This window comes from Pseudomonas sp. FP453, assembly GCF_030687495.1.
GTDB lineage: Bacteria > Pseudomonadota > Gammaproteobacteria > Pseudomonadales > Pseudomonadaceae > Aquipseudomonas.
Genome location: NZ_CP117435.1, coordinates 5,573,018 through 5,597,986 on the forward strand (window position 1 = coordinate 5,573,018; position 24,969 = coordinate 5,597,986).

Sequence of the window (24,969 nt, forward strand, 5' to 3'; positions counted from 1 at the left end):
CGATTAACCCTCTACACGCAGCATGTAGTAAGCCTTGTTGATCATCCCGCGATTCTCGGGAGTATCAAGTACTTCTACAGTGTGACCGATGCGACGCAGACCCAGACCCTTAACGCACAGTTTGTGGTTAGGGATGCGGCCGGTCATGCTCTTGATCAGCGTTACTTTAACGGTAGCCATGATCAGAAGATCTCCTTGACAGTCAGACCACGCTTCGCAGCGATGGACTCAGGAGATTGCATAGCTTTCAAACCTTTGAAAGTGGCGTGAACCACGTTTACCGGGTTAGTCGAGCCGTAGCACTTGGCCAGAACGTTCTGGACGCCAGCAACTTCGAGGACAGCACGCATAGCGCCGCCAGCGATGATACCGGTACCTTCAGAAGCAGGCTGCATGTACACCTTCGAAGCGCCATGGGCGGACTTCATTGCGTACTGCAGAGTGGTGCCGTTCAGGTCAACTTGGATCATGTTGCGGCGAGCAGCTTCCATTGCCTTCTGGATCGCAGCAGGCACTTCACGCGACTTGCCACGGCCGAAGCCAACACGCCCTTTACCATCACCAACCACGGTCAACGCGGTGAAAGTGAAGATACGGCCGCCTTTAACGGTTTTGGCTACGCGGTTAACTTGAACCAGCTTCTCAATGTAGCCTTCGTCGCGCTTTTGGTCGTTATTTGACATAACTTAGAACTCCAGCCCAGCTTCACGAGCGCCATCAGCCAGCGCTTTCACGCGACCGTGGTACTTGAAGCCAGAGCGGTCGAAAGCCACTTGCGAGACGCCAGCGGCCTTAGCACGCGTAGCGACCAGCTGGCCAACCTTAGTGGCCGCGTCGATGTTGCCAGTGGCACCATCACGCAGTTCTTTATCCAAAGTCGAGGCGCTTGCCAGGACTTTGTTGCCGTCGGCCGAGATGACCTGGGCGTAGATGTGCTGCGACGAGCGGAACACGCAGAGACGCACGACTTCGAGTTCGTGCATTTTCAGGCGTGCTTTGCGAGCGCGACGCAGTCGAGTAACTTTTTTGTCGGTCATTTGCTATGCCCTACTTCTTCTTGGCTTCTTTACGACGGACGACTTCGTCCGCGTAGCGCACACCTTTGCCTTTGTACGGCTCTGGTGGACGGAAGTCGCGGATCTCAGCAGCCACTTGACCTACCAGTTGCTTGTCGATGCCCTTGATCAGGATATCGGTCTGGCTAGGAGTCTCAGCGGTGATGCCTTCCGGCAGTTCGTAATCCACTGGGTGCGAGAAGCCAAGGGCCAGGTTCAAAACCGTGCCTTTTGCTTGCGCTTTGTAACCAACACCGACCAGCTGGAGCTTACGCTCGAAGCCTTGGCTTACGCCTTGGACCATGTTGTTTACCAACGCACGCGTGGTACCGGCCATTGCGCGAGTTTGTTGATCGCCATTGCGAGCAGCGAAACGCAGCTCACCAGCTTCTTCAACGATCTCAACGGACGAATGGATGTTCAGTTCAAGAGTACCCTTGGCACCCTTCACCGAAAGCTGTTGGCCTGCGAATTTTACTTCGACACCGGCTGGCAGCTTAACGGGGTTCTTAGCGACGCGAGACATGCTTATCCCCCCTTAGAACACAGTGCAAAGAACTTCGCCGCCGACACCGGCAGCGCGCGCAGCACGATCCGTCATCACACCTTTGTTGGTGGAGACGATAGACACGCCCAGACCGCCACGAACTTTCGGCAGATCTTCAGCGGACTTGTACTGACGCAGGCCTGGACGGCTAACGCGCTTCACTTCCTCGATGACCGAACGGCCTTCGAAGTACTTCAGCTCGATGGACAGCAGTGGTTTGATTTCGCTGCTGATCTGATAACCCGCAATGTAGCCTTCGTCTTTCAGGACTTTGGCAACAGCTACCTTCAACTTGGAAGATGGCATGCTTACGACGGACTTTTCAGCCATCTGGGCATTACGGATACGAGTTAGCATGTCCGCTAACGGGTCCTGCATACTCATGGGCTAGACGCTCCTAATACAAAAAAATTAGCCTTGCGGCTACATATGTCGCCGAGAATCTCCGGGTAAAAAACACGGGCTCAGGCGAGCCGCGTATTTTAGACACACTCCGGAAATGAAACAAGCCCCAAAAGGGGCTTGTTCCAGATTCAAGGCCACCGGTGGTCAGTATCTTGCGATTCCGACCACCAGGACGTTGAAAGTACTTACCAGCTGGCTTTAACCAGACCTGGTACGTCACCACGCATTGCCGCTTCACGCAGTTTGTTACGGCCGAGGCCGAACTTGCGGTAAACGCCGTGTGGACGACCGGTCAGGCGGCAGCGGTTACGCATGCGCGAAGCGCTTGCGTCACGTGGCTGCTTCTGCAGAGCTACTGTAGCTTCCCAACGCGCTTCTGGACTTGCGTTCAGATCAACGATGATTGCTTTCAGTGCTGCACGCTTCTTGGCGTACTTGGCAACCGTGAGCTGACGCTTCAGCTCGCGGTTTTTCATGCTCATCTTGGCCATGGTCCTACTCCAATCAGTTGCGGAACGGGAATTTGAAAGCACGCAACAGGGCGCGACCTTCATCATCGTTCTTGGCAGTGGTGGTCAGGGTGATGTCCAGACCGCGGAGAGCATCGATCTTGTCGTAGTCGATTTCCGGGAAGATGATCTGCTCTTTCACGCCCATGCTGTAGTTACCACGACCATCGAAGGACTTGGCATTCAGGCCGCGGAAGTCGCGAACCCGAGGCAGGGAGATCGACAGCAGACGATCCAGGAACTCGTACATACGCTCACGGCGCAGGGTCACTTTGACGCCGATCGGCCAACCTTCACGGACTTTAAAGCCAGCGATGGATTTCCGAGCGTAGGTCACAACGACTTTCTGGCCGGTGATCTTTTCCAGGTCAGCAACAGCGTGCTCGATGACTTTTTTGTCGCCGATCGCTTCGCCCAGACCCATGTTCAGGGTAATTTTGGTAACGCGCGGAACTTCCATCACGTTCCCAAGCTTAAGTTCTTCCTTAAGCTTAGGGGCGATTTCCTTCCGGTAAATCTCTTGTAGTCGTGCCATGGTCTAATCTACCTAGCAGTGTTCAAGCATCAACCGCTTTTTGGGTCGACTTGAAGACACGAATTTTCTTACCGTCTTCTACTTTGAAACCAACGCGGTCAGCCTTGTTGGTTTCGCCGTTGAAGATGGCGACGTTAGAAGCATCCAGCGGAGCTTCTTTCTCGACGATACCGCCCTGCACGCCCGACATCGGGTTAGGCTTGGTATGACGCTTAACCAGGTTCAGACCACCGATAACCAGACGGTTATTAGCGAGAACCTTAAGCACCTTACCGCGCTTACCTTTGTCTTTGCCGGCGATCACGATGATCTCGTCGTCACGACGAATCTTTTGCATGTCGGATCTCCTTACAGCACTTCTGGGGCGAGCGAGACGATCTTCATGAACTTCTCAGTACGAAGTTCACGGGTCACTGGCCCAAAGATACGGGTGCCGATCGGCTCTTGCTTGTTGTTCAGAAGAACAGCAGCGTTGCCATCAAAGCGGATAATGGAGCCATCAGCACGACGTACGCCGTGACGAGTGCGGACTACAACAGCAGTCATCACTTGGCCTTTTTTCACTTTACCGCGAGGAATTGCTTCCTTCACGGTAACTTTGATGATGTCACCGATACCAGCGTAACGACGATGGGAGCCACCCAGCACCTTGATGCACATAACACGGCGAGCGCCGCTGTTATCGGCCACATCGAGCATGGATTGAGTCTGAATCATATAATTTCTCCGACCCCTAGTCCTTAGACTTCCACAGCGCGTTCGAGAACATCAACCAGTGCCCAAGACTTGGTCTTGGCCAGCGGACGAGTTTCACGAATAGTGACTTTGTCGCCGATGTGGCACTGATTGGTTTCGTCGTGCGCGTGCAGCTTAGTCGAACGCTTAACATATTTACCGTAGATCGGGTGCTTAACGCGACGCTCGATCAAAACGGTGATGGTTTTGTCCATCTTGTCGCTGACAACACGGCCAGTCAGCGTACGGACAGTCTTTTCGGCTTCAGCCATGATCACTTACCTGCCTGCTGGTTGAGCACAGTCTTCACGCGAGCGATGTCACGCTTAACTTGCGAGAGCAGATGAGACTGCCCCAACTGGCCAGTTGCTTTCTGCATACGCAGATTGAACTGGTCGCGCAGCAAGCCGAGCAGTTGCTCGTTCAGCTGCTGTGCGGATTTTTCACGAAGTTCATTCGCTTTCATCACATCACCGTCCGTTTAACAAAGGAGGTGGCGAGCGGCAGCTTTGCAGCAGCCAGGGCGAAAGCCTCACGCGCCAGCTCTTCAGTAACACCCTCGATTTCATACAGGACTTTGCCTGGCTGAATCTGGGCAACCCAATATTCCACGTTACCCTTACCTTTACCCATCCGCACTTCGAGAGGCTTCTTGGAGATCGGCTTGTCCGGGAATACACGGATCCAGATCTTGCCGCCACGTTTAACGTGACGGGTCAGAGCACGACGCGCTGACTCGATCTGACGAGCGGTGAGACGACCACGAGCTACAGACTTCAGCGCGAACTCGCCGAAGCTGACTTTGCTACCGCGCTGAGCCAGACCACGGTTGTGGCCTGTCATCTGCTTGCGGAACTTCGTACGCTTAGGTTGCAACATTTGGCGTACCCCTTACTTAGCAGCTTTTTTACGAGGCGCTGGTGCTTGTGGTTTCAGTTCTTCTTGGCGACCACCAATTACTTCGCCTTTGAAGATCCAAACCTTTACACCGATCACACCGTAAGTGGTGTGAGCTTCGTAGTTGGCATAGTCGATGTCGGCACGCAGGGTGTGCAGTGGCACACGACCTTCGCGATACCATTCAGTACGTGCGATTTCAGCACCGCCGAGACGACCGCTCACTTGGATTTTGATGCCTTTGGCACCAATGCGCATGGCGTTCTGTACGGCGCGCTTCATAGCGCGACGGAACATTACGCGACGCTCCAGCTGCTGAGCTACGCTCTGCGCAACCAGCATACCGTCGAGCTCCGGCTTACGGATCTCTTCGATATTGATGTGCACAGGCACACCCATTTGCTTGGTCAGGTCCTGACGCAGTTTCTCAACATCTTCACCTTTCTTCCCGATAACGATACCTGGACGAGCGGTGTGGATGGTGATACGTGCAGTTTGTGCCGGACGATGGATATCGATACGGCTTACGGACGCGCTTTTTAGTTTGTCTTGGAGATACTCACGCACCTTCAGATCAGCGAACAAGTAGTCCGCATAAGTCCGACCGTCTGCGTACCAGACGGAGGTGTGCTCCTTGACGATTCCCAGGCGAATGCCAATGGGATGTACTTTCTGACCCATCTCTTCGACTCCGTTACTTGTCAGCAACCTTGACAGTGATATGGCAAGACCGCTTGACGATGCGATCAGCACGGCCTTTGGCACGTGGCATGATGCGCTTCAGCGAACGCCCTTCGTTGACGAAAACGGTGCTGACCTTCAGGTCATCAACGTCTGCGCCTTCGTTATGCTCGGCGTTGGCTACGGCCGACTCCAGCACTTTCTTCATGATCTCGGCGGCTTTCTTACTGCTGAAAGCCAACAGGTTGAGCGCTTCGCCCACCTTCTTCCCGCGGATCTGGTCGGCGACCAAGCGGGCTTTCTGGGCGGAGATTCGAGCGCCCGACAACTTAGCGGCTACTTCCATTTCCTAACCCCTTAACGCTTGGCTTTCTTGTCTGCCACGTGCCCACGATAAGTGCGGGTACCGGCAAACTCGCCCAGTTTGTGGCCGACCATGTCTTCGTTAACGAGAACTGGGACGTGTTGACGACCGTTGTGTACTGCGATGGTCAGACCGACCATTTGTGGCAGGATCATCGAACGACGCGACCAGGTTTTCACCGGTTTGCGATCATTCTTTTCCGCCGCCACTTCGATCTTCTTCAGTAGGTGAAGATCAATAAAAGGACCTTTTTTCAGAGAACGTGGCACTGTCGTATCCCTCTATTTACTTGCGACGACGGACGATCATTTTGTCGGTACGCTTATTACCACGAGTCTTCGCGCCCTTAGTCGGGAAGCCCCATGGCGATACCGGATGACGACCACCAGAGGTACGACCTTCACCACCACCGTGTGGGTGGTCAACCGGGTTCATGGCAACACCACGAACGGTTGGGCGAACGCCACGCCAGCGTTTGGCACCAGCTTTACCCAGCGAACGCAGGCTGTGCTCGGAGTTCGAGACTTCGCCCAGGGTCGCGCGGCATTCAGCCAGCACTTTACGCATCTCACCAGAACGCAGACGCAGGGTCACGTAGACACCTTCACGAGCGATCAACTGAGCCGAAGCACCAGCGGAACGAGCGATCTGTGCGCCTTTACCTGGCTTCAATTCGATGCCGTGTACGGTGCTACCAACTGGAATGTTACGCAGTTGCAGAGCGTTGCCCGGCTTGATCGGTGCCAGGGCACCTGCGATCAGCTGGTCGCCAGCGCTCACGCCTTTAGGGGCGATGATGTAGCGACGCTCGCCATCTGCGTACAGCAGCAGAGCGATGTGAGCAGTACGGTTTGGATCGTATTCGATACGCTCGACAGTGGCAGAGATGCCATCTTTGTCGTTGCGACGGAAATCGACCAGACGATAATGCTGCTTATGGCCACCACCGATGTGACGAGTGGTAATACGACCATTGTTGTTACGACCACCAGTCTTCGATTTTTTCTCGAGCAGCGGTGCGTGAGGAGCGCCTTTATGCAGCTCCTGGTTGACCACCTTGACCACAAAACGGCGGCCAGGGGAAGTCGGTTTGCATTTAACGATTGCCATGATGCACCCCTTCCTTACTCAGCACTGCTGCTGAAATCGAGATCTTGGCCTGGCTGAAGGGAGATAACTGCCTTCTTCCAGTCATTACGCTTGCCCAGACCGCGAGCAGTGCGCTTGCTCTTACCCAGAACATTCAGGGTAGTAACACGCTCTACTTTCACGCTGAACAGGCTTTCGACGGCCTTCTTGATTTCCAGCTTGGTTGCGTCAGTTGCAACCTTGAAAACGAACTGGCCTTTCTTGTCAGCCAGAACCGTAGCCTTTTCGGAAACGTGCGGGCCAAGCAGAACTTTAAATACGCGTTCCTGGTTCATCCCAGCAGCTCCTCGAATTTCTTCACGGCCGACACGGTGATCAACACCTTGTCGTATGCGATCAGACTAACTGGATCGGAACCTTGCACGTCACGTACATCAACGTGTGGCAGGTTGCGAGCAGCCAGGTACAGGTTCTGATCAACAGCTTCAGACACGATCAAAACGTCGGTCAGGCTCATGTTGTTCAGCTTGCCCAGCAGATCTTTGGTTTTTGGACTTTCAACAGCGAAGTCCTGAACCACGACCAGACGATCAGTACGCACGAGTTCAGCAAGGATGGAGCGCAGTGCTGCGCGGTACATCTTCTTGTTGAGCTTCTGAGAGTGATCCTGTGGACGAGCTGCGAAAGTGGTACCGCCGCCACGCCAGATTGGGCTACGGATAGTACCGGCACGAGCACGGCCAGTGCCTTTCTGACGCCAAGGGCGCTTACCGCCACCACGTACGTCGGAACGGGTCTTTTGCTGCTTGCTACCTTGACGGCCGCCGGCCATGTAGGCCACGACTGCTTGGTGAACGAGCGTCTCGTTGAATTCGCCGCCAAATGTCAGTTCGGAAACTTCGATCGCTTGAGCGTCATTTACATTTAATTGCATGTCAGCTTCCCCTTAACCGCGAGCCTTGGCCGCTGGACGTACAACCAGGTTGCCGCCAGTAGCGCCAGGAACAGCACCCTTGACCAACAACAGATTGCGTTCAGCGTCGACGCGCACTACTTCGAGGGACTGCACGGTCACGCGCTCAGCGCCCATATGACCGGACATTTTTTTGCCCTTGAATACACGACCAGGAGTCTGGCACTGGCCAATAGAGCCCGGGACGCGGTGGGAAACGGAGTTACCGTGAGTGTTGTCTTGGCCACGGAAATTCCAACGCTTGATCGTACCCTGGAAGCCTTTACCCTTGGACTGACCGGTTACATCAACCAGTTGACCAGCGGCGAAGATTTCAGCGTTGATCAGATCGCCAGCCTGGTAGTCGCCATCTTCAAGACGGAACTCCATAACAGTACGACCAGCTGCAACGTTTGCTTTTGCGAAGTGACCTGCTTGAGCAGCAGTCACGCGCGAAGCACGACGCTCGCCGACAGTGACTTGCACTGCACGATAGCCATCGGTTTCTTCAGTTTTGAACTGGGTGACGCGATTCGGTTCGATCTCAATGACCGTGACCGGAATGGAGACACCTTCTTCGGTGAAAATACGGGTCATACCGCATTTACGACCGACTACACCAATAGTCATGTTGTAAACCTCATGAGTGTACGGGGCTTTCACCCGCTATGGCCGCCCATTTCAGAGCGTTACACGACTAAGACCCAAGTCTTAGCCGAGGCTGATCTGTACTTCCACACCGGCCGCCAGATCAAGCTTCATAAGTGCATCAACGGTTTTATCCGTTGGCTGGACGATGTCCAGAACGCGCTTATGAGTACGGATCTCGTACTGGTCACGCGCGTCTTTGTTGACGTGCGGGGAGACCAGAACGGTGAACCGCTCTTTACGGGTAGGCAGTGGAATTGGACCACGCACTTGTGCACCAGTACGTTTCGCGGTTTCCACGATTTCCTGGGTGGATTGGTCGATCAGGCGATGGTCAAAAGCCTTCAACCTGATACGGATTTGCTGATTTTGCATTGGATTTCAGACTCCGGCTGCTATTCCCAGCGAGCGCAATACGCCCGTTAAAAGGAGGCGCAATTCTATAGACGCCCCAGATAGGTGTCAACCCAATAAAAAAAGCCCCCGCTGAGCGGGGGCCTTTTTCAAAGCATCAAGCTAACTCAAAAAAGAGCTTACTCGATGATTTTAGCTACAACACCAGCACCAACGGTACGGCCGCCTTCACGGATAGCGAAGCGCAGACCGTCTTCCATTGCGATGGTTTTGATCAGGGTAACTTCCATTTGGATGTTATCACCTGGCATTACCATTTCAACGCCTTCTGGCAGCTGGCAGTTACCAGTCACGTCAGTAGTACGGAAGTAGAACTGAGGACGGTAGCCTTTGAAGAACGGAGTGTGACGACCGCCTTCTTCTTTGCTCAGAACGTAGACTTCTGCGGTGAACTTGGTGTGCGGCTTAACGGTGCCTGGCTTAACCAGAACCTGGCCACGCTCAACGTCGTCACGCTTGGTACCACGCAGCAGAACGCCGCAGTTCTCGCCAGCACGACCTTCGTCGAGCAGTTTGCGGAACATTTCAACACCGGTGCAGGTGGTGACGGTGGTGTCACGCAGACCAACGATTTCCAGTGGATCTTGAACGCGAACGATACCGCGCTCGATACGACCAGTCACAACAGTACCGCGACCGGAGATCGAGAATACGTCTTCGATTGGCATCAGGAACGGCTTGTCGGTCAGACGAACTGGTTCTGGGATGTAGGTATCCAGAGTTTCAACCAGTTTACGAACGGCAGTGGTGCCCATTTCGTTGTCGTCTTTGCCTTCCAGAGCCATACGAGCAGAACCGATGATGATCGGAGTGTCGTCACCTGGGAAGTCGTAAGTGCTCAGCAGATCGCGCACTTCCATCTCAACCAGTTCCAGCAGCTCAGCGTCGTCTACCAGGTCAGCCTTGTTCAGGAAAACCACGATGTACGGAACGCCTACCTGACGGGACAGCAGGATGTGCTCACGGGTTTGTGGCATCGGACCATCAGCGGCCGAGCAAACCAGGATCGCGCCGTCCATTTGGGCAGCACCGGTGATCATGTTCTTCACATAGTCAGCGTGACCTGGGCAGTCAACGTGAGCGTAGTGACGAATCTTCGAGTTGTACTCGACGTGCGCGGTGTTGATGGTGATACCACGAGCTTTTTCTTCTGGAGCGCTGTCGATCTTGTCGAAATCAACGATTGCAGAACCGAATACTTCGGAGCAAACGCGAGTCAGAGCTGCGGTCAGAGTGGTTTTACCGTGGTCAACGTGGCCGATGGTGCCAACGTTTACGTGCGGTAGGGAACGATCAAATTTTTCTTTAGCCACGACAATTAACTCCTAGCCTAAACGGGCTGAATCAGCCTTGTTTTTTGGTAACGGTTTCGACGATGTGCGACGGAGCCGTATTGTATTTCTTGAATTCCATAGAGTAGCTTGCGCGACCCTGGGACATGGAGCGAACGTCGGTCGCATAACCGAACATCTCACCCAACGGAACCTCGGCGCGAATCACTTTGCCGGAAACCGTGTCTTCCATACCCAAGATCATGCCACGACGACGGTTAAGGTCGCCCATGACATCACCCATATAGTCTTCAGGTGTAACAACTTCTACCGCCATGATCGGCTCAAGCAACTCACCACCGCCCTTCTGGGCCAGTTGCTTGGTCGCCATGGAGGCAGCCACCTTAAACGCCATCTCGTTGGAGTCGACGTCGTGGTAAGAACCGTCAAAAACGGTTGCTTTCAGGCCGATCAGCGGATAGCCGGCAACAACGCCGTTCTTCATCTGCTCTTCGATGCCCTTCTGGATAGCCGGGATGTATTCCTTAGGAACCACACCACCAACTACTTCGTTCACGAATTGCAGACCTTCCTGACCTTCGTCAGCAGGAGCAAAACGGATCCAGCAGTGACCGAACTGACCACGACCGCCGGACTGACGAACGAACTTGCCTTCGATTTCACAGTTCTTCGTGATGCGCTCACGATAGGAAACCTGAGGCTTACCGATGTTGGCTTCGACGTTGAACTCACGGCGCATCCGGTCAACCAGGATGTCCAGGTGCAACTCGCCCATGCCGGAGATGATCGTTTGACCAGTCTCTTCATCAGTCTTAACGCGGAAAGATGGATCTTCCTGAGCAAGCTTGCCCAGAGCGATACCCATTTTTTCCTGGTCATCCTTGGTCTTAGGCTCTACGGCAACCGAAATAACCGGCTCCGGGAAGTCCATGCGAACCAGGATGATTGGCTTGGCAGCGTCGCACAAAGTCTCACCAGTGGTGACGTCCTTCATGCCGATCAGGGCCGCGATGTCACCAGCGCGCACTTCCTTGATCTCTTCACGGGCGTTTGCGTGCATTTGCACCATACGGCCCACGCGCTCTTTCTTGCCTTTAACCGAGTTGATCACGCCGTCGCCGGATGCCAACACGCCCGAGTAAACGCGGACGAAGGTCAAAGTACCCACGAATGGGTCGGTAGCGATCTTGAACGCCAGCGCCGAGAACGGCTCGCTGTCGTCAGCATGACGCTCCATCTCTTCTTCCTCGTTATCAGGGTTGGTACCCTTGATAGCAGGAATGTCGGTTGGAGCCGGCAGGTAGTCGATAACGGCGTCGAGAACCAGGGGAACACCCTTGTTCTTGAAGGAAGAACCGCAAACAGCCAAGACGATTTCGCCAGCGATAGTACGCTGACGCAGAGCGGCCTTGATTTCCTCGTTGGTGAGTTCTTCACCTTCAAGGTACTTGTTCATCAGCTCTTCGCTGGCTTCGGCAGCAGCCTCAACCATGTTACCGCGCCACTCGTCAGCCAGTTCCTGAAGCTCTTCAGGGATAGGCTTGCGAACCGGGACCATACCTTTGTCAGCGTCGTTCCAGTAGACCGCTTCCATGGTGAGCAGATCGATCTGCCCCTGGAAGTTATCTTCGGAACCGATGGCCAGCTGGATTGGCACCGGAGTGTGACCCAGGCGCTGCTTGATCTGACCGATCACGCGCAGGAAGTTGGCACCAGCACGGTCCATCTTGTTTACGTAAACAAGACGTGGAACGCCGTACTTGTTGGCTTGACGCCATACGGTTTCCGACTGAGGCTCAACACCCGAGGTACCGCAGAACACAACGACAGCGCCGTCGAGTACGCGCAGGGAACGTTCAACTTCAATGGTGAAGTCTACGTGGCCCGGGGTATCGATTACGTTGAAGCGGTGCTCGTTCTTGTACTGCTTGGCAGAACCAGACCAGAAAGCGGTAATAGCAGCAGAAGTAATGGTAATACCACGCTCCTGCTCCTGAACCATCCAGTCTGTGGTCGCGGCGCCGTCATGCACCTCGCCCATTTTGTGACTTTTGCCGGTGTAAAACAGTACGCGCTCGGTGGTGGTGGTTTTACCAGCATCCACGTGAGCAACGATACCGATGTTACGGTAGCGGCTAATCGGAGTAGTACGAGCCATAAAGCCCTCGCAAAATTAGTGAAGCTAAGATTAGAAGCGGTAGTGCGAGAAAGCTTTGTTAGCTTCAGCCATACGGTGCACGTCTTCACGCTTCTTAACAGCAGCACCTTTACCTTCGGCAGCGTCCAACAGTTCGCCGGCCAAACGCAGAGCCATAGACTTCTCGCCACGCTTACGGGCGAAGTCTACCAACCAGCGCATTGCCAGAGCGTTACGACGGGACGGACGAACTTCAACCGGAACCTGGTAAGTAGCACCGCCTACACGGCGCGACTTCACTTCGACCAGCGGAGCGATGGCGTCGAGAGCTTTCTCGAAGATTTCCAGGGGGTCGCTGTTCTTGCGTTCTTTAACCTTTTCCAGCGCGCCATAAACGATACGCTCGGCAACGGCTTTCTTGCCGCTTTCCATCACGTGGTTCATGAACTTGGCCAGAATTTGGCTTCCGTATTTTGGATCGTCAAGCACTTCGCGCTTGGCTGCTACGCGTCTTCTTGGCATGGATAAGCCCTCAAACGGTCTTCAGGTTCGCTCGGAATCGGTGCCCTTTCGGGACGCCTCCGACCTTACTCTTATCGACTCAGAAAATAAGATGATTCAGTTTTACAAAAAGCCGCTACTACTTAGGCTTCTTGGTACCGTACTTCGAACGACCCTGGTTACGACCTTTAACGCCGGAAGTATCCAAGGAGCCGCGTACGGTGTGGTAACGAACACCTGGCAAGTCTTTTACACGACCGCCGCGGATCAGTACCACGCTGTGCTCTTGCAGGTTGTGGCCTTCACCGCCGATGTACGAGGAAACCTCGAAACCGTTGGTCAGGCGCACACGGCATACTTTACGCAGTGCCGAGTTAGGTTTTTTCGGCGTGGTGGTATACACACGGGTGCATACGCCACGACGTTGCGGGCAGTTCTGCAGCGCAGGTACGTCGGATTTCTCGACGATACGCTTACGCGGCTGACGTACCAGCTGGTTGATAGTTGCCATCTACTAGCTCCACTGTTGTCTTGCGACGCTATTGTCTTGCAAGAAAAGCAAAATGGCAGGAACGAATTCCCGCCAAATTTAGGGGTACAAGAGTCTAAAGAGGATCTTGTCCCCAGTCAAGGCAAGGCCCCGACCTTCCCACCTGTCGAACCGGGGCAAAATTGCCTCGATCCGACGAATGGGACTGCCAGGGCCCAGACTTATTTATCGCAGAACTCAGTTACCGCTTGAGTTCAGCGCTTCGGTCAGTGCAGCTTCCACTTCACTGGCGCTTACGCGCAGCGGCTTGTCAGCATCACGGCGGCGCTTGCGCTCGCTGTGGTAAGCCAAACCGGTACCTGCCGGGATCAAACGACCCACGACAACGTTTTCTTTCAGGCCGCGCAGATAGTCGCGTTTGCCGGTTACCGCTGCTTCGGTCAGTACGCGAGTGGTCTCCTGGAAGGAGGCCGCCGAGATGAACGACTCAGTGGACAACGACGCCTTGGTGATACCCAGCAACACGCGAGTGAACTTGGAAACGAATTTCTCGTCGTTCGCCAGGCGCTCGTTTTCTACCAGTACGTGAGTCAGTTCCATCTGGTCGCCCTTGATGAAACTGGAATCGCCGGATTCTGCGATTTCAACTTTACGCAGCATCTGACGCAGGATGGTCTCGATGTGCTTGTCGTTGATCTTCACGCCTTGCAGACGGTAAACGTCCTGGATCTCGTTCACGATGTACTTGGCCAGCGCACTCACACCCAGCAGACGCAGGATGTCGTGTGGATCGCTTGGGCCGTCGGAGATAACTTCGCCGCGGTTTACCTGTTCGCCTTCGAACACGTTCAGGTGACGCCACTTCGGAATCAGCTCTTCGTACGGATCGCTACCGTGGTTCGGGGTAATGACCAGACGGCGCTTGCCCTTGGTCTCTTTACCGAACGCGATGGTGCCGCTGACTTCAGCCAGAATCGACGCTTCTTTCGGACGACGAGCTTCGAACAAGTCGGCAACACGCGGCAGACCACCGGTGATGTCACGAGTTTTCGAAGTTTCTTGCGGGATACGCGCGATAACATCACCGATCGCGATCTTCGCACCATCCGCTACACCGACCAGGGCGTTGGCTGGCAGGAAGTACTGAGCGATTACGTCAGTACCTGGCAGCAACAAGTCCTTGCCGTTGTCGTCGACCATCTTCACGGCAGGACGGATGTCTTTACCGGCAGCTGGACGATCTTTCGCGTCGAGTACTTCAATGTTGGTCATACCGGTCAATTCGTCAGTCTGACGCTTGATCGTGATGCCTTCTTCCATGCCCACGTAGGTCACGGTACCTTTCATTTCGGTAACGATTGGGTGAGTGTGCGGATCCCACTTGGCCACGATTGCGCCAGCGTCGACCTTGTCACCTTCTTTAACCGAAATCACAGCACCGTACGGCAGCTTGTAACGCTCACGCTCACGACCGTAGTCATCAGCGATGGCCAGCTCACCGGAACGGGACACAGCAACCAGGTGGCCATCCACTCGCTCAACGTGCTTCAGGTTGTGCAGACGGACGGTACCGCCATTCTTCACCTGAACGCTGTCGGCTGCGGAGGTCCGGCTTGCCGCACCACCGATGTGGAACGTACGCATGGTCAGCTGGGTACCCGGCTCACCGATGGACTGGGCAGCAATAACGCCGACCGCTTCACCGATGTTCACCTGGTGACCACGTGCCAAGTCACGGCCGTAGCACTTGGCGCAAATGCCGTAGCGGGTTTCGCAGCTGATCGGCGAGCGAACAATCACTTCGTCGATGCTGTTGAGTTCGATGAACTCGACCCACTTCTCGTCTACCAGAGTACCGGCAGGAACGATGATTTCTTCGGTGCCTGGCTTGAATACGTCACGGGCGATCACTCGACCCAGTACGCGCTCACCCAGCGGCTCTACAACGTCACCGCCTTCAATGTGCGGAGTCATCAGCAGGCCGTGCTCGGTGCCGCAGTCGATCTCGGTCACAACCAGATCTTGTGCAACGTCTACCAGACGACGAGTCAGGTAACCCGAGTTAGCGGTTTTCAACGCGGTATCCGCAAGACCCTTACGAGCACCGTGAGTGGAGATGAAGTACTGAAGTACGCTCAAACCTTCACGGAAGTTCGCAGTAATCGGCGTTTCGATGATGGAACCGTCCGGCTTGGCCATCAGGCCACGCATACCGGCGAGCTGACGGATCTGCGCAGCAGAACCCCGTGCGCCCGAGTCGGCCATCATGTACATCGAGTTGAAGGACTCTTGATCGACTTCCACGCCGTGACGGTCGATAACCTTCTCTTTCGAGAGGTTGGCCATCATCGCCTTGGAAACTTCGTCGTTCGCCTTCGACCAAAGGTCGATCACTTTGTTGTACTTCTCGCCCTGGGTTACCAGGCCGGAGGCGTACTGGCTTTCGATCTCTTTCACTTCATCGGTAGCAGCACCGATGATCTGGGCTTTTTCATCCGGGATAACGAAGTCGTTAACACCGATGGAAACGCCGGAAATGGTCGAGTAAGCAAAACCGGTGTACATCAACTGGTCAGCGAAGATCACGGTCTCTTTCAAACCAACCACGCGGTAGCACTGGTTGATCAGCTTGGAGATCGCCTTTTTCTTCATCGGCAGGTTGACGACGTCGTACGACAGACCTTTTGGCACAACTTGATACAGCAGCGCACGGCCGACAGTAGTGTCGACAATACGGGTGCCGCTCACGCTGCCGCCATCACGGTCGTTGACGGTTTCGTTGATCCGCACTTTGACCTTGGCGTGCAGTGCGGCTTCGCCGGCACGGAACACACGGTCAACTTCTTGCAGGTCAGCGAACACACGACCTTCGCCCTTGGCGTTGATCGCTTCACGGGTCATGTAGTACAGACCCAATACAACGTCCTGCGACGGAACGATGATTGGCTCACCGTTGGCTGGCGACAGAATGTTGTTGGTCGACATCATCAACGCACGCGCTTCCAACTGGGCTTCCAGTGTCAGCGGTACGTGCACGGCCATTTGGTCGCCGTCGAAGTCGGCGTTGTACGCAGCACAGACCAGAGGGTGCAGCTGGATAGCCTTACCTTCGATCAGTACCGGTTCAAACGCCTGGATACCCAGACGGTGAAGGGTCGGTGCACGGTTGAGGAGAACCGGGTGTTCGCGGATCACTTCAGCGAGAACGTCCCAAACCTCTGGCAGTTCGCGCTCGACCATTTTCTTGGCCGCTTTGATGGTGGTCGCGAGACCGCGCATTTCCAGCTTGCCGAAGATGAATGGCTTGAACAGCTCGAGAGCCATCTTCTTAGGCAGACCGCACTGGTGCAGACGCAGGGTCGGGCCTACGGTAATTACCGAACGACCGGAGTAGTCAACACGCTTACCGAGCAAGTTCTGACGGAAACGACCTTGCTTACCCTTGATCATGTCAGCCAGGGATTTCAGAGGACGCTTGTTGGAACCGGTGATAGCGCGGCCACGACGACCGTTGTCGAGCAAGGCGTCGACGGCTTCTTGCAACATACGCTTTTCGTTGCGCACGATGATGTCCGGAGCGGACAGATCAAGCAGGCGCTTCAAGCGGTTGTTACGGTTGATCACGCGGCGGTACAGGTCGTTGAGGTCGGACGTCGCGAAACGACCACCGTCCAACGGTACCAGCGGACGCAGGTCTGGCGGCAGAACCGGCAGAACGGTCAGCACCATCCACTCTGGCAAGTTGCCGGAACCCTGGAAGGCTTCCATCAACTTCAGACGCTTGGACAGTTTCTTGATCTTGGTTTCAGAGTTGGTTTGCGGAATTTCTTCGCGCAGACGGCCAATCTCGTGTTCCAGGTCGATAGCGTGCAGCAGCTCGCGGACAGCTTCGGCACCCATGCGGGCATCGAAATCGTCGCCAAACTCTTCCAGCGCTTCGAAGTACTGCTCGTCGTTCAGCAGCTGACCTTTTTCAAGGGTGGTCATGCCTGGATCGATAACGACATAGCTCTCGAAGTAGAGAACGCGTTCGATATCACGCAGGGTCATGTCCATCAGCAAGCCGATACGGGACGGCAGCGATTTCAGGAACCAGATGTGGGCAACCGGCGAAGCCAGTTCGATGTGCGCCATGCGCTCACGACGAACTTTGGCCAGCGCAACTTCAACGCCGCACTTCTCGCAGATCACACCACGGTGCTTCAAGCGCTTGTACTTACCGCACAGGCACTCGTAATCCTTTACCGGGCCAAAGATCTTGGCGCAGAACAGGCCGTCACGCTCAGGTTTGAACGTACGGTAGTTGATGGTTTCCGGTTTTTTAACTTCACCGAACGACCACGAACGGATCATCTCAGGCGATGCCAATCCAATACGGATGGCGTCGAACTCTTCGACTTGACCCTGGTTTTTCAGCAAATTCAGTAGGTCTTTCAAGGCCTTTCCTCCTGGCGGAGCAGAGAGCGGGCTAAACAGCCCCGCTCTCGATTCGCGTCACGTGTTATTCGGTTTCCAGATCGATATCGATGCCGAGGGAACGAATTTCTTTGATCAACACGTTGAAGGACTCGGGCATGCCCGGCTCCATACGGTGATCGCCGTCCACGATGTTTTTGTACATCTTGGTCCGACCGTTCACATCGTCCGACTTCACTGTGAGCATTTCTTGCAGAGTGTAAGCAGCACCGTATGCTTCCAGTGCCCAGACCTCCATCTCCCCGAAACGCTGACCACCGAACTGAGCCTTACCACCCAGCGGCTGCTGGGTAACCAGGCTGTACGAACCGGTAGAACGAGCGTGCATCTTGTCGTCTACCAAGTGGTTCAGCTTCAGCATGTACATGTAGCCAACAGTAACCGGGCGCTCGAACTTGTTGCCGGTACGGCCGTCGAACAGCTGCATCTGGCCGCTTTCTGGCAGGTCTGCTAGTTTCAGCATGGCCTTGATTTCGCTTTCCTTGGCACCGTCGAATACCGGGGTAGCCATTGGAACACCGCCGCGCAGGTTCTTCGCCAGATCCAGGATTTCCTGGTCGGAGAAGGTGTCCAGCTCTTCGTTGCGACCGCCGATCTCGTTGTAGATCTCGTGCAGGAACTTACGCAGGTCTGCGACCTTGCGCTGCTCTTCGATCATACGGTTGATCTTCTCGCCCAGACCTTTGGCCGCGAGGCCCAGGTGGGTTTCAAGGATCTGACCAACGTTCATACGCGAAGGTACGCCCAGTGGGTTGAGGACGACGTCGACCGGGGTGCCATTGGCATCGTGCGGCATGTCTTCAACCGGCATGATCACGGAGACCACACCTTTGTTACCGTGACGACCGGCCATCTTGTCGCCCGGCTGGATGCGGCGACGGATTGCCAGGTAAACCTTGACGATTTTCAGCACGCCTGGAGCCAGGTCATCGCCCCTGCTGCAGTTTGCGCTTCTTGTCTTCGAACTTGTCGTCCAGCAGACGGCGGCGATCAACGATGTAGGCCTGGGCCTTCTCGAGCTGCTCGTTCAGAGCATCTTCAGCCATGCGCAGTTTGAACCACTGGCCGTGCTCAAGACCGTCGAGGATTTCGTCGGTGATGTCCTGACCTTTCTTCAGACCTGCGCCGCCTTCAGCCTTGTGGCCTACCAGAGCGGAACGCAGACGTTCGAAGGTCGCGCCTTCAACGATACGGAACTCTTCGTTCAGGTCCTTGCGGATCTCGTCGAGCTGAGTCTTCTCGATGGACAGTGCACGAGCATCACGCTCAACGCCGTCACGGGTGAAGACCTGTACGTCGATGACAGTACCTTTGGTGCCAGTCGGCACGCGCAGGGAGGTGTCTTTAACGTCGCTGGCTTTTTCACCGAAGATGGCACGCAGCAGTTTTTCTTCCGGAGTCAGTTGGGTCTCGCCTTTCGGAGTGACCTTACCAACCAGGATGTCGCCTGCGCCGACTTCAGCACCTACGTAAACGATACCGGCTTCGTCCAGCTTGTTCAGTGCAGCTTCACCCACGTTCGGGATGTCTGCAGTGATTTCCTCAGGCCCAAGCTTGGTGTCACGTGCCACACAGGTCAGTTCCTGGATGTGGATCGTGGTGAAGCGGTCTTCTTGAACCACACGCTCGGACAGGCAGATGGAGTCTTCGAAGTTGAAGCCGTTCCATGCCATGAACGCGATACGCATGTTCTGACCCAGAGCCAGCTCACCCATGTCGGTGGACGGGCCGTCGGCCATGATGTCGCTACGCTGAACACGATCACCCTTGCTCACCAGCGGACGCTGGTTGATGCAGGTGTTCTGGTTCGAGCGGGTGTATTTGGTCAGGTTGTAGATGTCGACACCGGCTTCGCCAGTTTCAACTTCGTCATCGGCAACACGAACCACGATACGGCTGGCATCAACGGAGTCGATCACGCCGCCACGACGAGCCACGACGCAAACGCCGGAGTCACGAGCTACGTTACGCTCCATGCCGGTACCTACCAGCGGCTTGTCAGCGCGCAGGGTCGGTACAGCTTGACGCTGCATGTTGGAACCCATCAACGCACGGTTGGCGTCATCGTGCTCCAGGAACGGGATCAGCGACGCAGCAACCGAAACTACCTGCTTCGGCGATACGTCCATCAAGGTGACGTCTTCCGGCGCCTTGACGGTGAACTCGTTCAAGTGACGAACAGCAACCAGCTCGTCGACCAGCACTTTCTTGTCGTTCATCGTGGCCGAAGCCTGAGCGATCACGTGATCAGCTTCTTCGATGGCGGACAGGAACACGATCTCGTCGGTAACCAGGGCGTCTTTCACCACACGGTACGGGCTCTCGAGGAAGCCGTACTGGTTGGTGCGCGCATAGGCAGCCAGGGAGTTGATCAGGCCGATGTTCGGACCTTCCGGCGTTTCGATCGGGCAAACACGACCGTAGTGCGTCGGGTGTACGTCACGCACTTCAAAGCCAGCACGCTCACGGGTCAGACCGCCCGGGCCCAGTGCAGAAACACGGCGCTTGTGGGTGATCTCGGAGAGCGGGTTGTTCTGGTCCATGAACTGCGAGAGCTGGCTGGAACCGAAGAACTCTTTCACCGCCGCAGCCACTGGCTTGGCGTTGATCAGGTCTTGCGGCATCAGGCCTTCGCTTTCAGCCATCGACAGACGCTCTTTGACCGCACGCTCAACACGTACCAGGCCAACGCGGAACTGGTTCTCGGCCATTTCGCCTACGCAGCGAACACGACGGTTACCCAGGTGGTCGATGTCATCGACGATGCCTTTACCGTTACGGATGTCGACCAGAGTCTTCAGTACCGCGACGATATCTTCCTTGCACAGCACGCCCGAACCTTCGATCTCGGTACGACCGATACGACGGTTGAACTTCATCCGGCCGACCGCAGACAGGTCATAGCGCTCAGGGCTGAAGAACAGGTTGTTGAACAGGGTCTCGGCAGCGTCTTTGGTTGGCGGCTCGCCAGGACGCATCATGCGATAGATCTCGACCAGCGCTTCCAATTGGTTGCTGGTGGAGTCGATCTTCAGAGTGTCGGAGACGAACGGACCGCAGTCGATATCGTTGGTGTACAGGGTCTCGATGCGAACAACCTGGGCCTTGGCGATTTTCGCCAGGATCTCGGTGTTCAGCTCGGTGTTGCACTCAGCCAGGATTTCGCCTGTTGCCGGGTGAACGATAACCTTGGCGGTGGTGCGACCCAGGACGTAGTCCAGAGGCACTTCCAGCTCTTTGATACCGGCTTTTTCGATCTGGTTGATGTGGCGCGCAGTAATACGACGGCCAGCCTCAACAATCACCTTGCCGTTTTCATCCTGGATGTCCAGGACGGCAATTTCACCACGCAGACGCGAAGCGATCAGCTCCAGCTTGAGGGTTTCATCCTTCAGGCTGAATACGTTGGTGGTGTAGAAAGCGTCCAGCACTTGCTCAGTGGTATAACCGAGCGCGCGCAGCAGTACCGAGGCCGGCAGCTTGCGACGACGGTCGATACGCACGAACACGCAGTCTTTCGGGTCGAACTCGAAGTCCAACCACGAACCGCGGTACGGAATGATCCGCGCGGAGTACAGGAGTTTACCGGAGCTGTGCGTCTTGCCGCGGTCGTGGTCGAAGAACACGCCCGGGGAACGGTGCAGCTGGGAAACGATTACACGCTCGGTACCGTTGATTACGAAGGTACCGTTTTCAGTCATCAGTGGGATTTCGCCCATGTAGACTTCTTGCTCTTTGATGTCCTTGATCGCTTTGTTCGACGATTCTTTGTCGAAAATGATCAGACGGACTTTTACCCGCAAAGGTACGGCGTACGTAACACCGCGCAACACGCATTCTTTGACATCAAATGCCGGTTCGCCCAGGCGATAACCCACGTACTCCAGCGCAGCATTGCCGGAGTAGCTGATGATCGGGAAAACGGATTTGAAGGCCGCATGCAGGCCCACGTCGCGGAACTGATCTTTGGTCGCTCCCGCCTGCAAGAATTCACGATACGAATCCAGCTGGATAGCCAGAAGGTACGGGACATCCATGACGTCCGGCAACTTGCTAAAGTCCTTGCGGATACGTTTTTTCTCAGTATATGAGTAAGCCATCAGCGTTCCCCAGCTTGGTCACCTGCTTGTTTGGCCCCTCCGACGGGAGCAGCCAGAAAATCTTGCAAACCCCTTGGTTTGCACCACCGCTTCGGGTGGCTACAGCGCGTTAATGGCGGCGACCTAGTCGGCAGCCAAGAACGGAAAAAGGCCGGTGGCAAGAGCCACCAGCCATCAGCCTTCAGCTTAACGCTTGGGCTGGAGACGCAAGGTCGATGCTTACTTCAGCTCGACTTTAGCGCCTGCTTCTTCCAGAGTAGCTTTGGCTTTGTCAGCAGCGTCTTTCGACACAGCTTCCAGAACCACGGCAGGAGCGCCGTCAACTACAGCCTTGGCTTCTTTCAGGCCCAGACCGGTCAGTTCACGTACTGCCTTGATCACGTTTACTTTCTTCTCGCCAGCTTCGGTCAGCATGACGTTGAATTCGGTTTGCTCTTCAACAACGGCAGCAGCAGCAGCTGGGCCAGCGGAAGCAGCGGCAGCGGAAACGCCGAATTTTTCTTCGAAAGCTTTGATCAGCTCAACAACCTGCAGAACCGACATTTCAGCTACGGCGTTGAGGATATCGTCTTGGGAGATAGACATTGCTGTATTTCCTGAATTGGGGGACGGCCTACACGGCCATCGAAATAAACAAAAATACGCGAGAGAAGTCGTTCAGCCTTAGGCTGCGGCGGCTTCTTTTTGCTCGCGAACTGCGGCCAGAGTACGAGCCAGCTTGCTGGTAGCGCCTTGAATCACGCTCATCAGCTGCGAAATGGCTTCGTCGCGGGTCGGCAGTGTTGCCAGTACGTCGATTTGGTTAGCTGCGAGGAACTTGCCCTCGAACGCAGCTGCCTTGATCTCGAACTTATCCTGACTCTTGGCGAATTCCTTGAACAAACGGGCAGCAGCGCCTGGATGATCTTTGGAGAACGCGATCAGAGTCGGGCCAGTGAACACGTCGTTGAGAACACTGTATTCAGTGTCAGCAACAGCGCGCTTGAGCAGAGTGTTACGTACAACACGTACGTAAACGCCAGCTTCACGAGCCTCTTTACGGAGTCCGGTCATAGCGCCTACTGTCACACCACGGGCATCAGCCACGACAGCGGACAGAGCAGCTTTGGCAGCCTCGTTGACTTCAGCGACGATGGCCTTCTTGTCTTCGAGATTAATTGCCACGGGTTTAACTCCTGCTTGTTACCGTTTCATCTGGCCGGAGCCGGATGTCGTTTTGGTGTCTGATTCGGTAAGGAACCGGGAGCACCATCTGCGTAGGCTTGAGGTTTAAGGCTTGCGCCGCCTACGGTCTTGGATAGCCCCCGCCAGGCAGGGACCCCAATTTTTTCAATTGGCGCGATCTCTCGCGCCAATCTGTGTCTTATACGTCCAGCGAGCCTTGGTCGATGACCAGACCTGGGCCCATAGTGGTGCTCAGGGTAACGCGCTTGACGTAGATACCTTTCGAGGAAGCCGGCTTGATACGCTTCAGATCAGCGATCAGGGCTTCAACGTTTTCCTTCAGCTTGACGGCGTCGAAGCCGACCTTGCCAACGGAGGTGTGAATGATGCCGTTTTTGTCGGTGCGATAACGAACCTGACCAGCCTTGGCGTTTTTAACCGCGGTAGCTACGTCTGGAGTTACGGTGCCGACTTTAGGGTTAGGCATCAGGCCGCGTGGACCGAGGATCTGACCCAACTGACCTACAACGCGCATTGCATCCGGGGAAGCAATAACGACGTCATAGTTCAGGTCGCCGCCTTTCATTTCGGCAGCCAGGTCGTCCATGCCAACGCGATCAGCGCCGGCGGCCAGAGCAGCTTCAGCTGCCGGGCCTTGGGTGAAGACAGCTACACGTACAGTCTTGCCAGTACCGTGTGGCAGCACAGTAGCGCTACGAACGACCTGGTCGGATTTACGTGGGTCAACACCCAGGTTTACAGCAACGTCAACAGACTCGCTGAACTTGACAGTCGACAGCTCGGTCAGCAGGGCAGCAGCGTCTACAAAGTTGTAGGACTTGCCTGCTTCGATTTTGCCGGCGATAGCCTTTTGGCGCTTGGTCAGCTTAGCCATTACACACCCTCCACGTTAAGGCCCATGCTACGAGCAGAACCGGCGATGGTACGCACGGCTGCATCCATATCAGCTGCAGTCAGATCCGCGTTTTTGGTTTTCGCGATTTCTTCCAGCTGAGCACGAGTTACAGTGCCGACTTTAACGGTGTTAGGACGAGCGGAACCGCTAGTCAGACCAGCAGCTTTCTTCAACAGAACCGAAGCCGGGGTCGACTTGGTTTCGAAGGTGAAGCTACGGTCGCTGTATACAGTGATGATCACTGGAGTCGGCAGACCTGGCTCAATACCCTGAGTACGGGCGTTGAAGGCCTTGCAGAATTCCATGATGTTCACGCCGTGCTGACCCAGAGCTGGACCGACGGGTGGGCTTGGGTTGGCCTGAGCGGCCTTCACTTGCAGCTTGATGTAAGCGGTAATCTTCTTGGCCATGAGGCACTCCAATTACGGGTTCAAGCGCCTCGAAAGGCTCCCCGGTTACTTGCGCGTTTATCCCAGTGACGACAAAACCCCACAGCCTAAGGCTGTGGGGTTGGGATGCTTGTTCAGCTAGACCTTCTCGACCTGGCTGAATTCCAGCTCTACCGGAGTAGAGCGACCGAAAATGAGCACCGCCACTTGGATCCGGCTCTTTTCGTAGTTAACTTCTTCGACAGTGCCGTTGAAATCAGCAAACGGACCATCTGTGACACGAACAACCTCACCCGGCTCGAACAACGTCTTCGGCTTAGGCTTGTCGCTGCCATCAGCAACACGACGCAGAATTGCTTCCGCCTCTTTGTCGGTGATTGGAGCAGGCTTATCAGCGGTTCCGCCGATGAAACCCATGACACGAGGGGTATCTTTGACTAAGTGCCAAGTACCTTCGTTCATGTCCATTTGAACCAGCACGTAGCCAGGGAAGAACTTGCGTTCGCTTTTACGCTTCTGCCCATTCCGCATTTCAACCACTTCTTCAGTGGGAACCAGAATTTCGCCGAAGCCATCTTCCATGCCTGCCAGCTTTACGCGCTCTAGCAAAGAGCGCATAACATGCTTCTCGTAACCCGAGTAAGCATGCACAACGTACCAACGCTTAGCCACG

Annotated in this window: 30 protein-coding genes and 1 pseudogene; all 31 read right to left on the reverse strand. The window is 55.2% G+C overall.

What is annotated here, in order from left to right; genetic code table 11:
* Nucleotides 1–3: 3 nt before the first annotated feature.
* Nucleotides 4–180, reverse strand: coding sequence for a 50S ribosomal protein L30 (gene rpmD / locus PSH87_RS25400; protein WP_003186033.1), 177 nt, complete (start codon nt 178–180; stop codon nt 4–6).
* Nucleotides 181–182: 2 nt separating this feature from the next.
* On the reverse strand, nt 183–683 hold the full coding sequence (rpsE, locus tag PSH87_RS25405; RefSeq protein WP_003176409.1) for a 30S ribosomal protein S5: 501 nt from the start codon (nt 681–683) through the stop codon (nt 183–185).
* 3 nt (nt 684–686) lie between these two features.
* Entirely contained in the window at nt 687–1,037 is a 351-nt protein-coding gene (gene rplR / locus PSH87_RS25410) for a 50S ribosomal protein L18 (protein ID WP_017736664.1), read from the reverse strand.
* Between the two features lie 10 nt (nt 1,038–1,047).
* A complete protein-coding gene (rplF, locus tag PSH87_RS25415) occupies nt 1,048–1,581 on the reverse strand; it encodes a 50S ribosomal protein L6 (protein ID WP_003176412.1) in 534 nt (177 codons plus the stop codon).
* A gap of 12 nt (nt 1,582–1,593) precedes the next feature.
* Complete coding sequence (gene rpsH / locus PSH87_RS25420; protein ID WP_003176413.1) at nt 1,594–1,986, reverse strand: 30S ribosomal protein S8; 393 nt, start codon at nt 1,984–1,986, stop codon at nt 1,594–1,596.
* Between the two features lie 206 nt (nt 1,987–2,192).
* Entirely contained in the window at nt 2,193–2,498 is a 306-nt protein-coding gene (rpsN, locus tag PSH87_RS25425) for a 30S ribosomal protein S14 (RefSeq protein WP_003176414.1), read from the reverse strand.
* A gap of 13 nt (nt 2,499–2,511) precedes the next feature.
* The gene (rplE, locus tag PSH87_RS25430) at nt 2,512–3,051 is read right to left on the reverse strand and encodes a 50S ribosomal protein L5 (RefSeq protein ID WP_003194642.1); all 540 of its coding nucleotides are present in this window, start codon (nt 3,049–3,051) and stop codon (nt 2,512–2,514) included.
* 22 nt (nt 3,052–3,073) lie between these two features.
* A complete protein-coding gene (gene rplX, locus PSH87_RS25435; RefSeq protein ID WP_003176416.1) occupies nt 3,074–3,388 on the reverse strand; it encodes a 50S ribosomal protein L24 in 315 nt (104 codons plus the stop codon).
* An 11-nt stretch (nt 3,389–3,399) separates the two neighbouring features.
* A complete protein-coding gene (gene rplN / locus PSH87_RS25440) occupies nt 3,400–3,768 on the reverse strand; it encodes a 50S ribosomal protein L14 (protein WP_002555479.1) in 369 nt (122 codons plus the stop codon).
* Between the two features lie 23 nt (nt 3,769–3,791).
* Nucleotides 3,792–4,058 carry a 30S ribosomal protein S17 gene (gene rpsQ / locus PSH87_RS25445; RefSeq protein ID WP_003176419.1) on the reverse strand — a complete coding sequence of 89 codons (267 nt, stop codon included), beginning with the start codon at nt 4,056–4,058 and terminating at the stop codon, nt 3,792–3,794.
* Between the two features lie 2 nt (nt 4,059–4,060).
* Entirely contained in the window at nt 4,061–4,252 is a 192-nt protein-coding gene (rpmC, locus tag PSH87_RS25450; RefSeq protein WP_002555481.1) for a 50S ribosomal protein L29, read from the reverse strand.
* Complete coding sequence (rplP, locus tag PSH87_RS25455; protein ID WP_017736665.1) at nt 4,252–4,665, reverse strand: 50S ribosomal protein L16; 414 nt, start codon at nt 4,663–4,665, stop codon at nt 4,252–4,254. Before rplP ends, rpmC begins: the two co-directional genes overlap by 1 nt.
* 12 nt (nt 4,666–4,677) lie before the next feature.
* Nucleotides 4,678–5,364, reverse strand: coding sequence for a 30S ribosomal protein S3 (gene rpsC, locus PSH87_RS25460; protein ID WP_003176422.1), 687 nt, complete (start codon nt 5,362–5,364; stop codon nt 4,678–4,680).
* A gap of 13 nt (nt 5,365–5,377) precedes the next feature.
* A complete protein-coding gene (gene rplV, locus PSH87_RS25465) occupies nt 5,378–5,710 on the reverse strand; it encodes a 50S ribosomal protein L22 (protein WP_003103908.1) in 333 nt (110 codons plus the stop codon).
* A gap of 11 nt (nt 5,711–5,721) precedes the next feature.
* Entirely contained in the window at nt 5,722–5,997 is a 276-nt protein-coding gene (rpsS, locus tag PSH87_RS25470) for a 30S ribosomal protein S19 (protein WP_002555486.1), read from the reverse strand.
* Nucleotides 5,998–6,013: 16 nt separating this feature from the next.
* A complete protein-coding gene (rplB, locus tag PSH87_RS25475) occupies nt 6,014–6,838 on the reverse strand; it encodes a 50S ribosomal protein L2 (RefSeq protein ID WP_003176423.1) in 825 nt (274 codons plus the stop codon).
* A gap of 14 nt (nt 6,839–6,852) precedes the next feature.
* A complete protein-coding gene (gene rplW / locus PSH87_RS25480) occupies nt 6,853–7,152 on the reverse strand; it encodes a 50S ribosomal protein L23 (protein WP_002555488.1) in 300 nt (99 codons plus the stop codon).
* Nucleotides 7,149–7,751: a 50S ribosomal protein L4 gene (gene rplD, locus PSH87_RS25485; protein WP_003176424.1), complete on the reverse strand. Its 603-nt coding sequence runs from the start codon at nt 7,749–7,751 to the stop codon at nt 7,149–7,151. The genes rplW and rplD overlap by 4 nt, the downstream gene beginning before the upstream one ends.
* 12 nt (nt 7,752–7,763) lie before the next feature.
* Nucleotides 7,764–8,399: a 50S ribosomal protein L3 gene (gene rplC, locus PSH87_RS25490; RefSeq protein WP_003194649.1), complete on the reverse strand. Its 636-nt coding sequence runs from the start codon at nt 8,397–8,399 to the stop codon at nt 7,764–7,766.
* A gap of 81 nt (nt 8,400–8,480) precedes the next feature.
* On the reverse strand, nt 8,481–8,792 hold the full coding sequence (rpsJ, locus tag PSH87_RS25495; protein ID WP_003186070.1) for a 30S ribosomal protein S10: 312 nt from the start codon (nt 8,790–8,792) through the stop codon (nt 8,481–8,483).
* Between the two features lie 158 nt (nt 8,793–8,950).
* The gene (tuf, locus tag PSH87_RS25500; protein WP_017736669.1) at nt 8,951–10,144 is read right to left on the reverse strand and encodes an elongation factor Tu; all 1,194 of its coding nucleotides are present in this window, start codon (nt 10,142–10,144) and stop codon (nt 8,951–8,953) included.
* A gap of 31 nt (nt 10,145–10,175) precedes the next feature.
* The gene (gene fusA / locus PSH87_RS25505; RefSeq protein ID WP_017736670.1) at nt 10,176–12,281 is read right to left on the reverse strand and encodes an elongation factor G; all 2,106 of its coding nucleotides are present in this window, start codon (nt 12,279–12,281) and stop codon (nt 10,176–10,178) included.
* Between the two features lie 30 nt (nt 12,282–12,311).
* Nucleotides 12,312–12,782 (reverse strand): 30S ribosomal protein S7, encoded by a 471-nt coding sequence (rpsG, locus tag PSH87_RS25510; protein ID WP_002555493.1) that lies wholly within the window; start codon nt 12,780–12,782, stop codon nt 12,312–12,314.
* Between the two features lie 118 nt (nt 12,783–12,900).
* Nucleotides 12,901–13,272, reverse strand: a complete 372-nt coding sequence (gene rpsL / locus PSH87_RS25515; protein WP_002555494.1) for a 30S ribosomal protein S12 — start codon at nt 13,270–13,272, stop codon at nt 12,901–12,903.
* Between the two features lie 216 nt (nt 13,273–13,488).
* Nucleotides 13,489–17,688 (reverse strand): DNA-directed RNA polymerase subunit beta', encoded by a 4,200-nt coding sequence (rpoC, locus tag PSH87_RS25520; RefSeq protein WP_305431549.1) that lies wholly within the window; start codon nt 17,686–17,688, stop codon nt 13,489–13,491.
* A 64-nt stretch (nt 17,689–17,752) separates the two neighbouring features.
* Nucleotides 17,753–21,827: pseudogene (gene rpoB / locus PSH87_RS25525) on the reverse strand (DNA-directed RNA polymerase subunit beta).
* Between the two features lie 219 nt (nt 21,828–22,046).
* A complete protein-coding gene (rplL, locus tag PSH87_RS25530) occupies nt 22,047–22,412 on the reverse strand; it encodes a 50S ribosomal protein L7/L12 (RefSeq protein WP_017736673.1) in 366 nt (121 codons plus the stop codon).
* Between the two features lie 78 nt (nt 22,413–22,490).
* Entirely contained in the window at nt 22,491–22,991 is a 501-nt protein-coding gene (gene rplJ / locus PSH87_RS25535) for a 50S ribosomal protein L10 (RefSeq protein WP_003232405.1), read from the reverse strand.
* A gap of 199 nt (nt 22,992–23,190) precedes the next feature.
* Complete coding sequence (gene rplA, locus PSH87_RS25540; protein WP_003176434.1) at nt 23,191–23,886, reverse strand: 50S ribosomal protein L1; 696 nt, start codon at nt 23,884–23,886, stop codon at nt 23,191–23,193.
* Nucleotides 23,886–24,317: a 50S ribosomal protein L11 gene (rplK, locus tag PSH87_RS25545; protein WP_003210097.1), complete on the reverse strand. Its 432-nt coding sequence runs from the start codon at nt 24,315–24,317 to the stop codon at nt 23,886–23,888. The genes rplA and rplK overlap by 1 nt, the downstream gene beginning before the upstream one ends.
* 117 nt (nt 24,318–24,434) lie before the next feature.
* Complete coding sequence (gene nusG / locus PSH87_RS25550) at nt 24,435–24,968, reverse strand: transcription termination/antitermination protein NusG (protein ID WP_003176436.1); 534 nt, start codon at nt 24,966–24,968, stop codon at nt 24,435–24,437.
* Between the last annotated feature and the right edge of the window lies 1 nt (nt 24,969).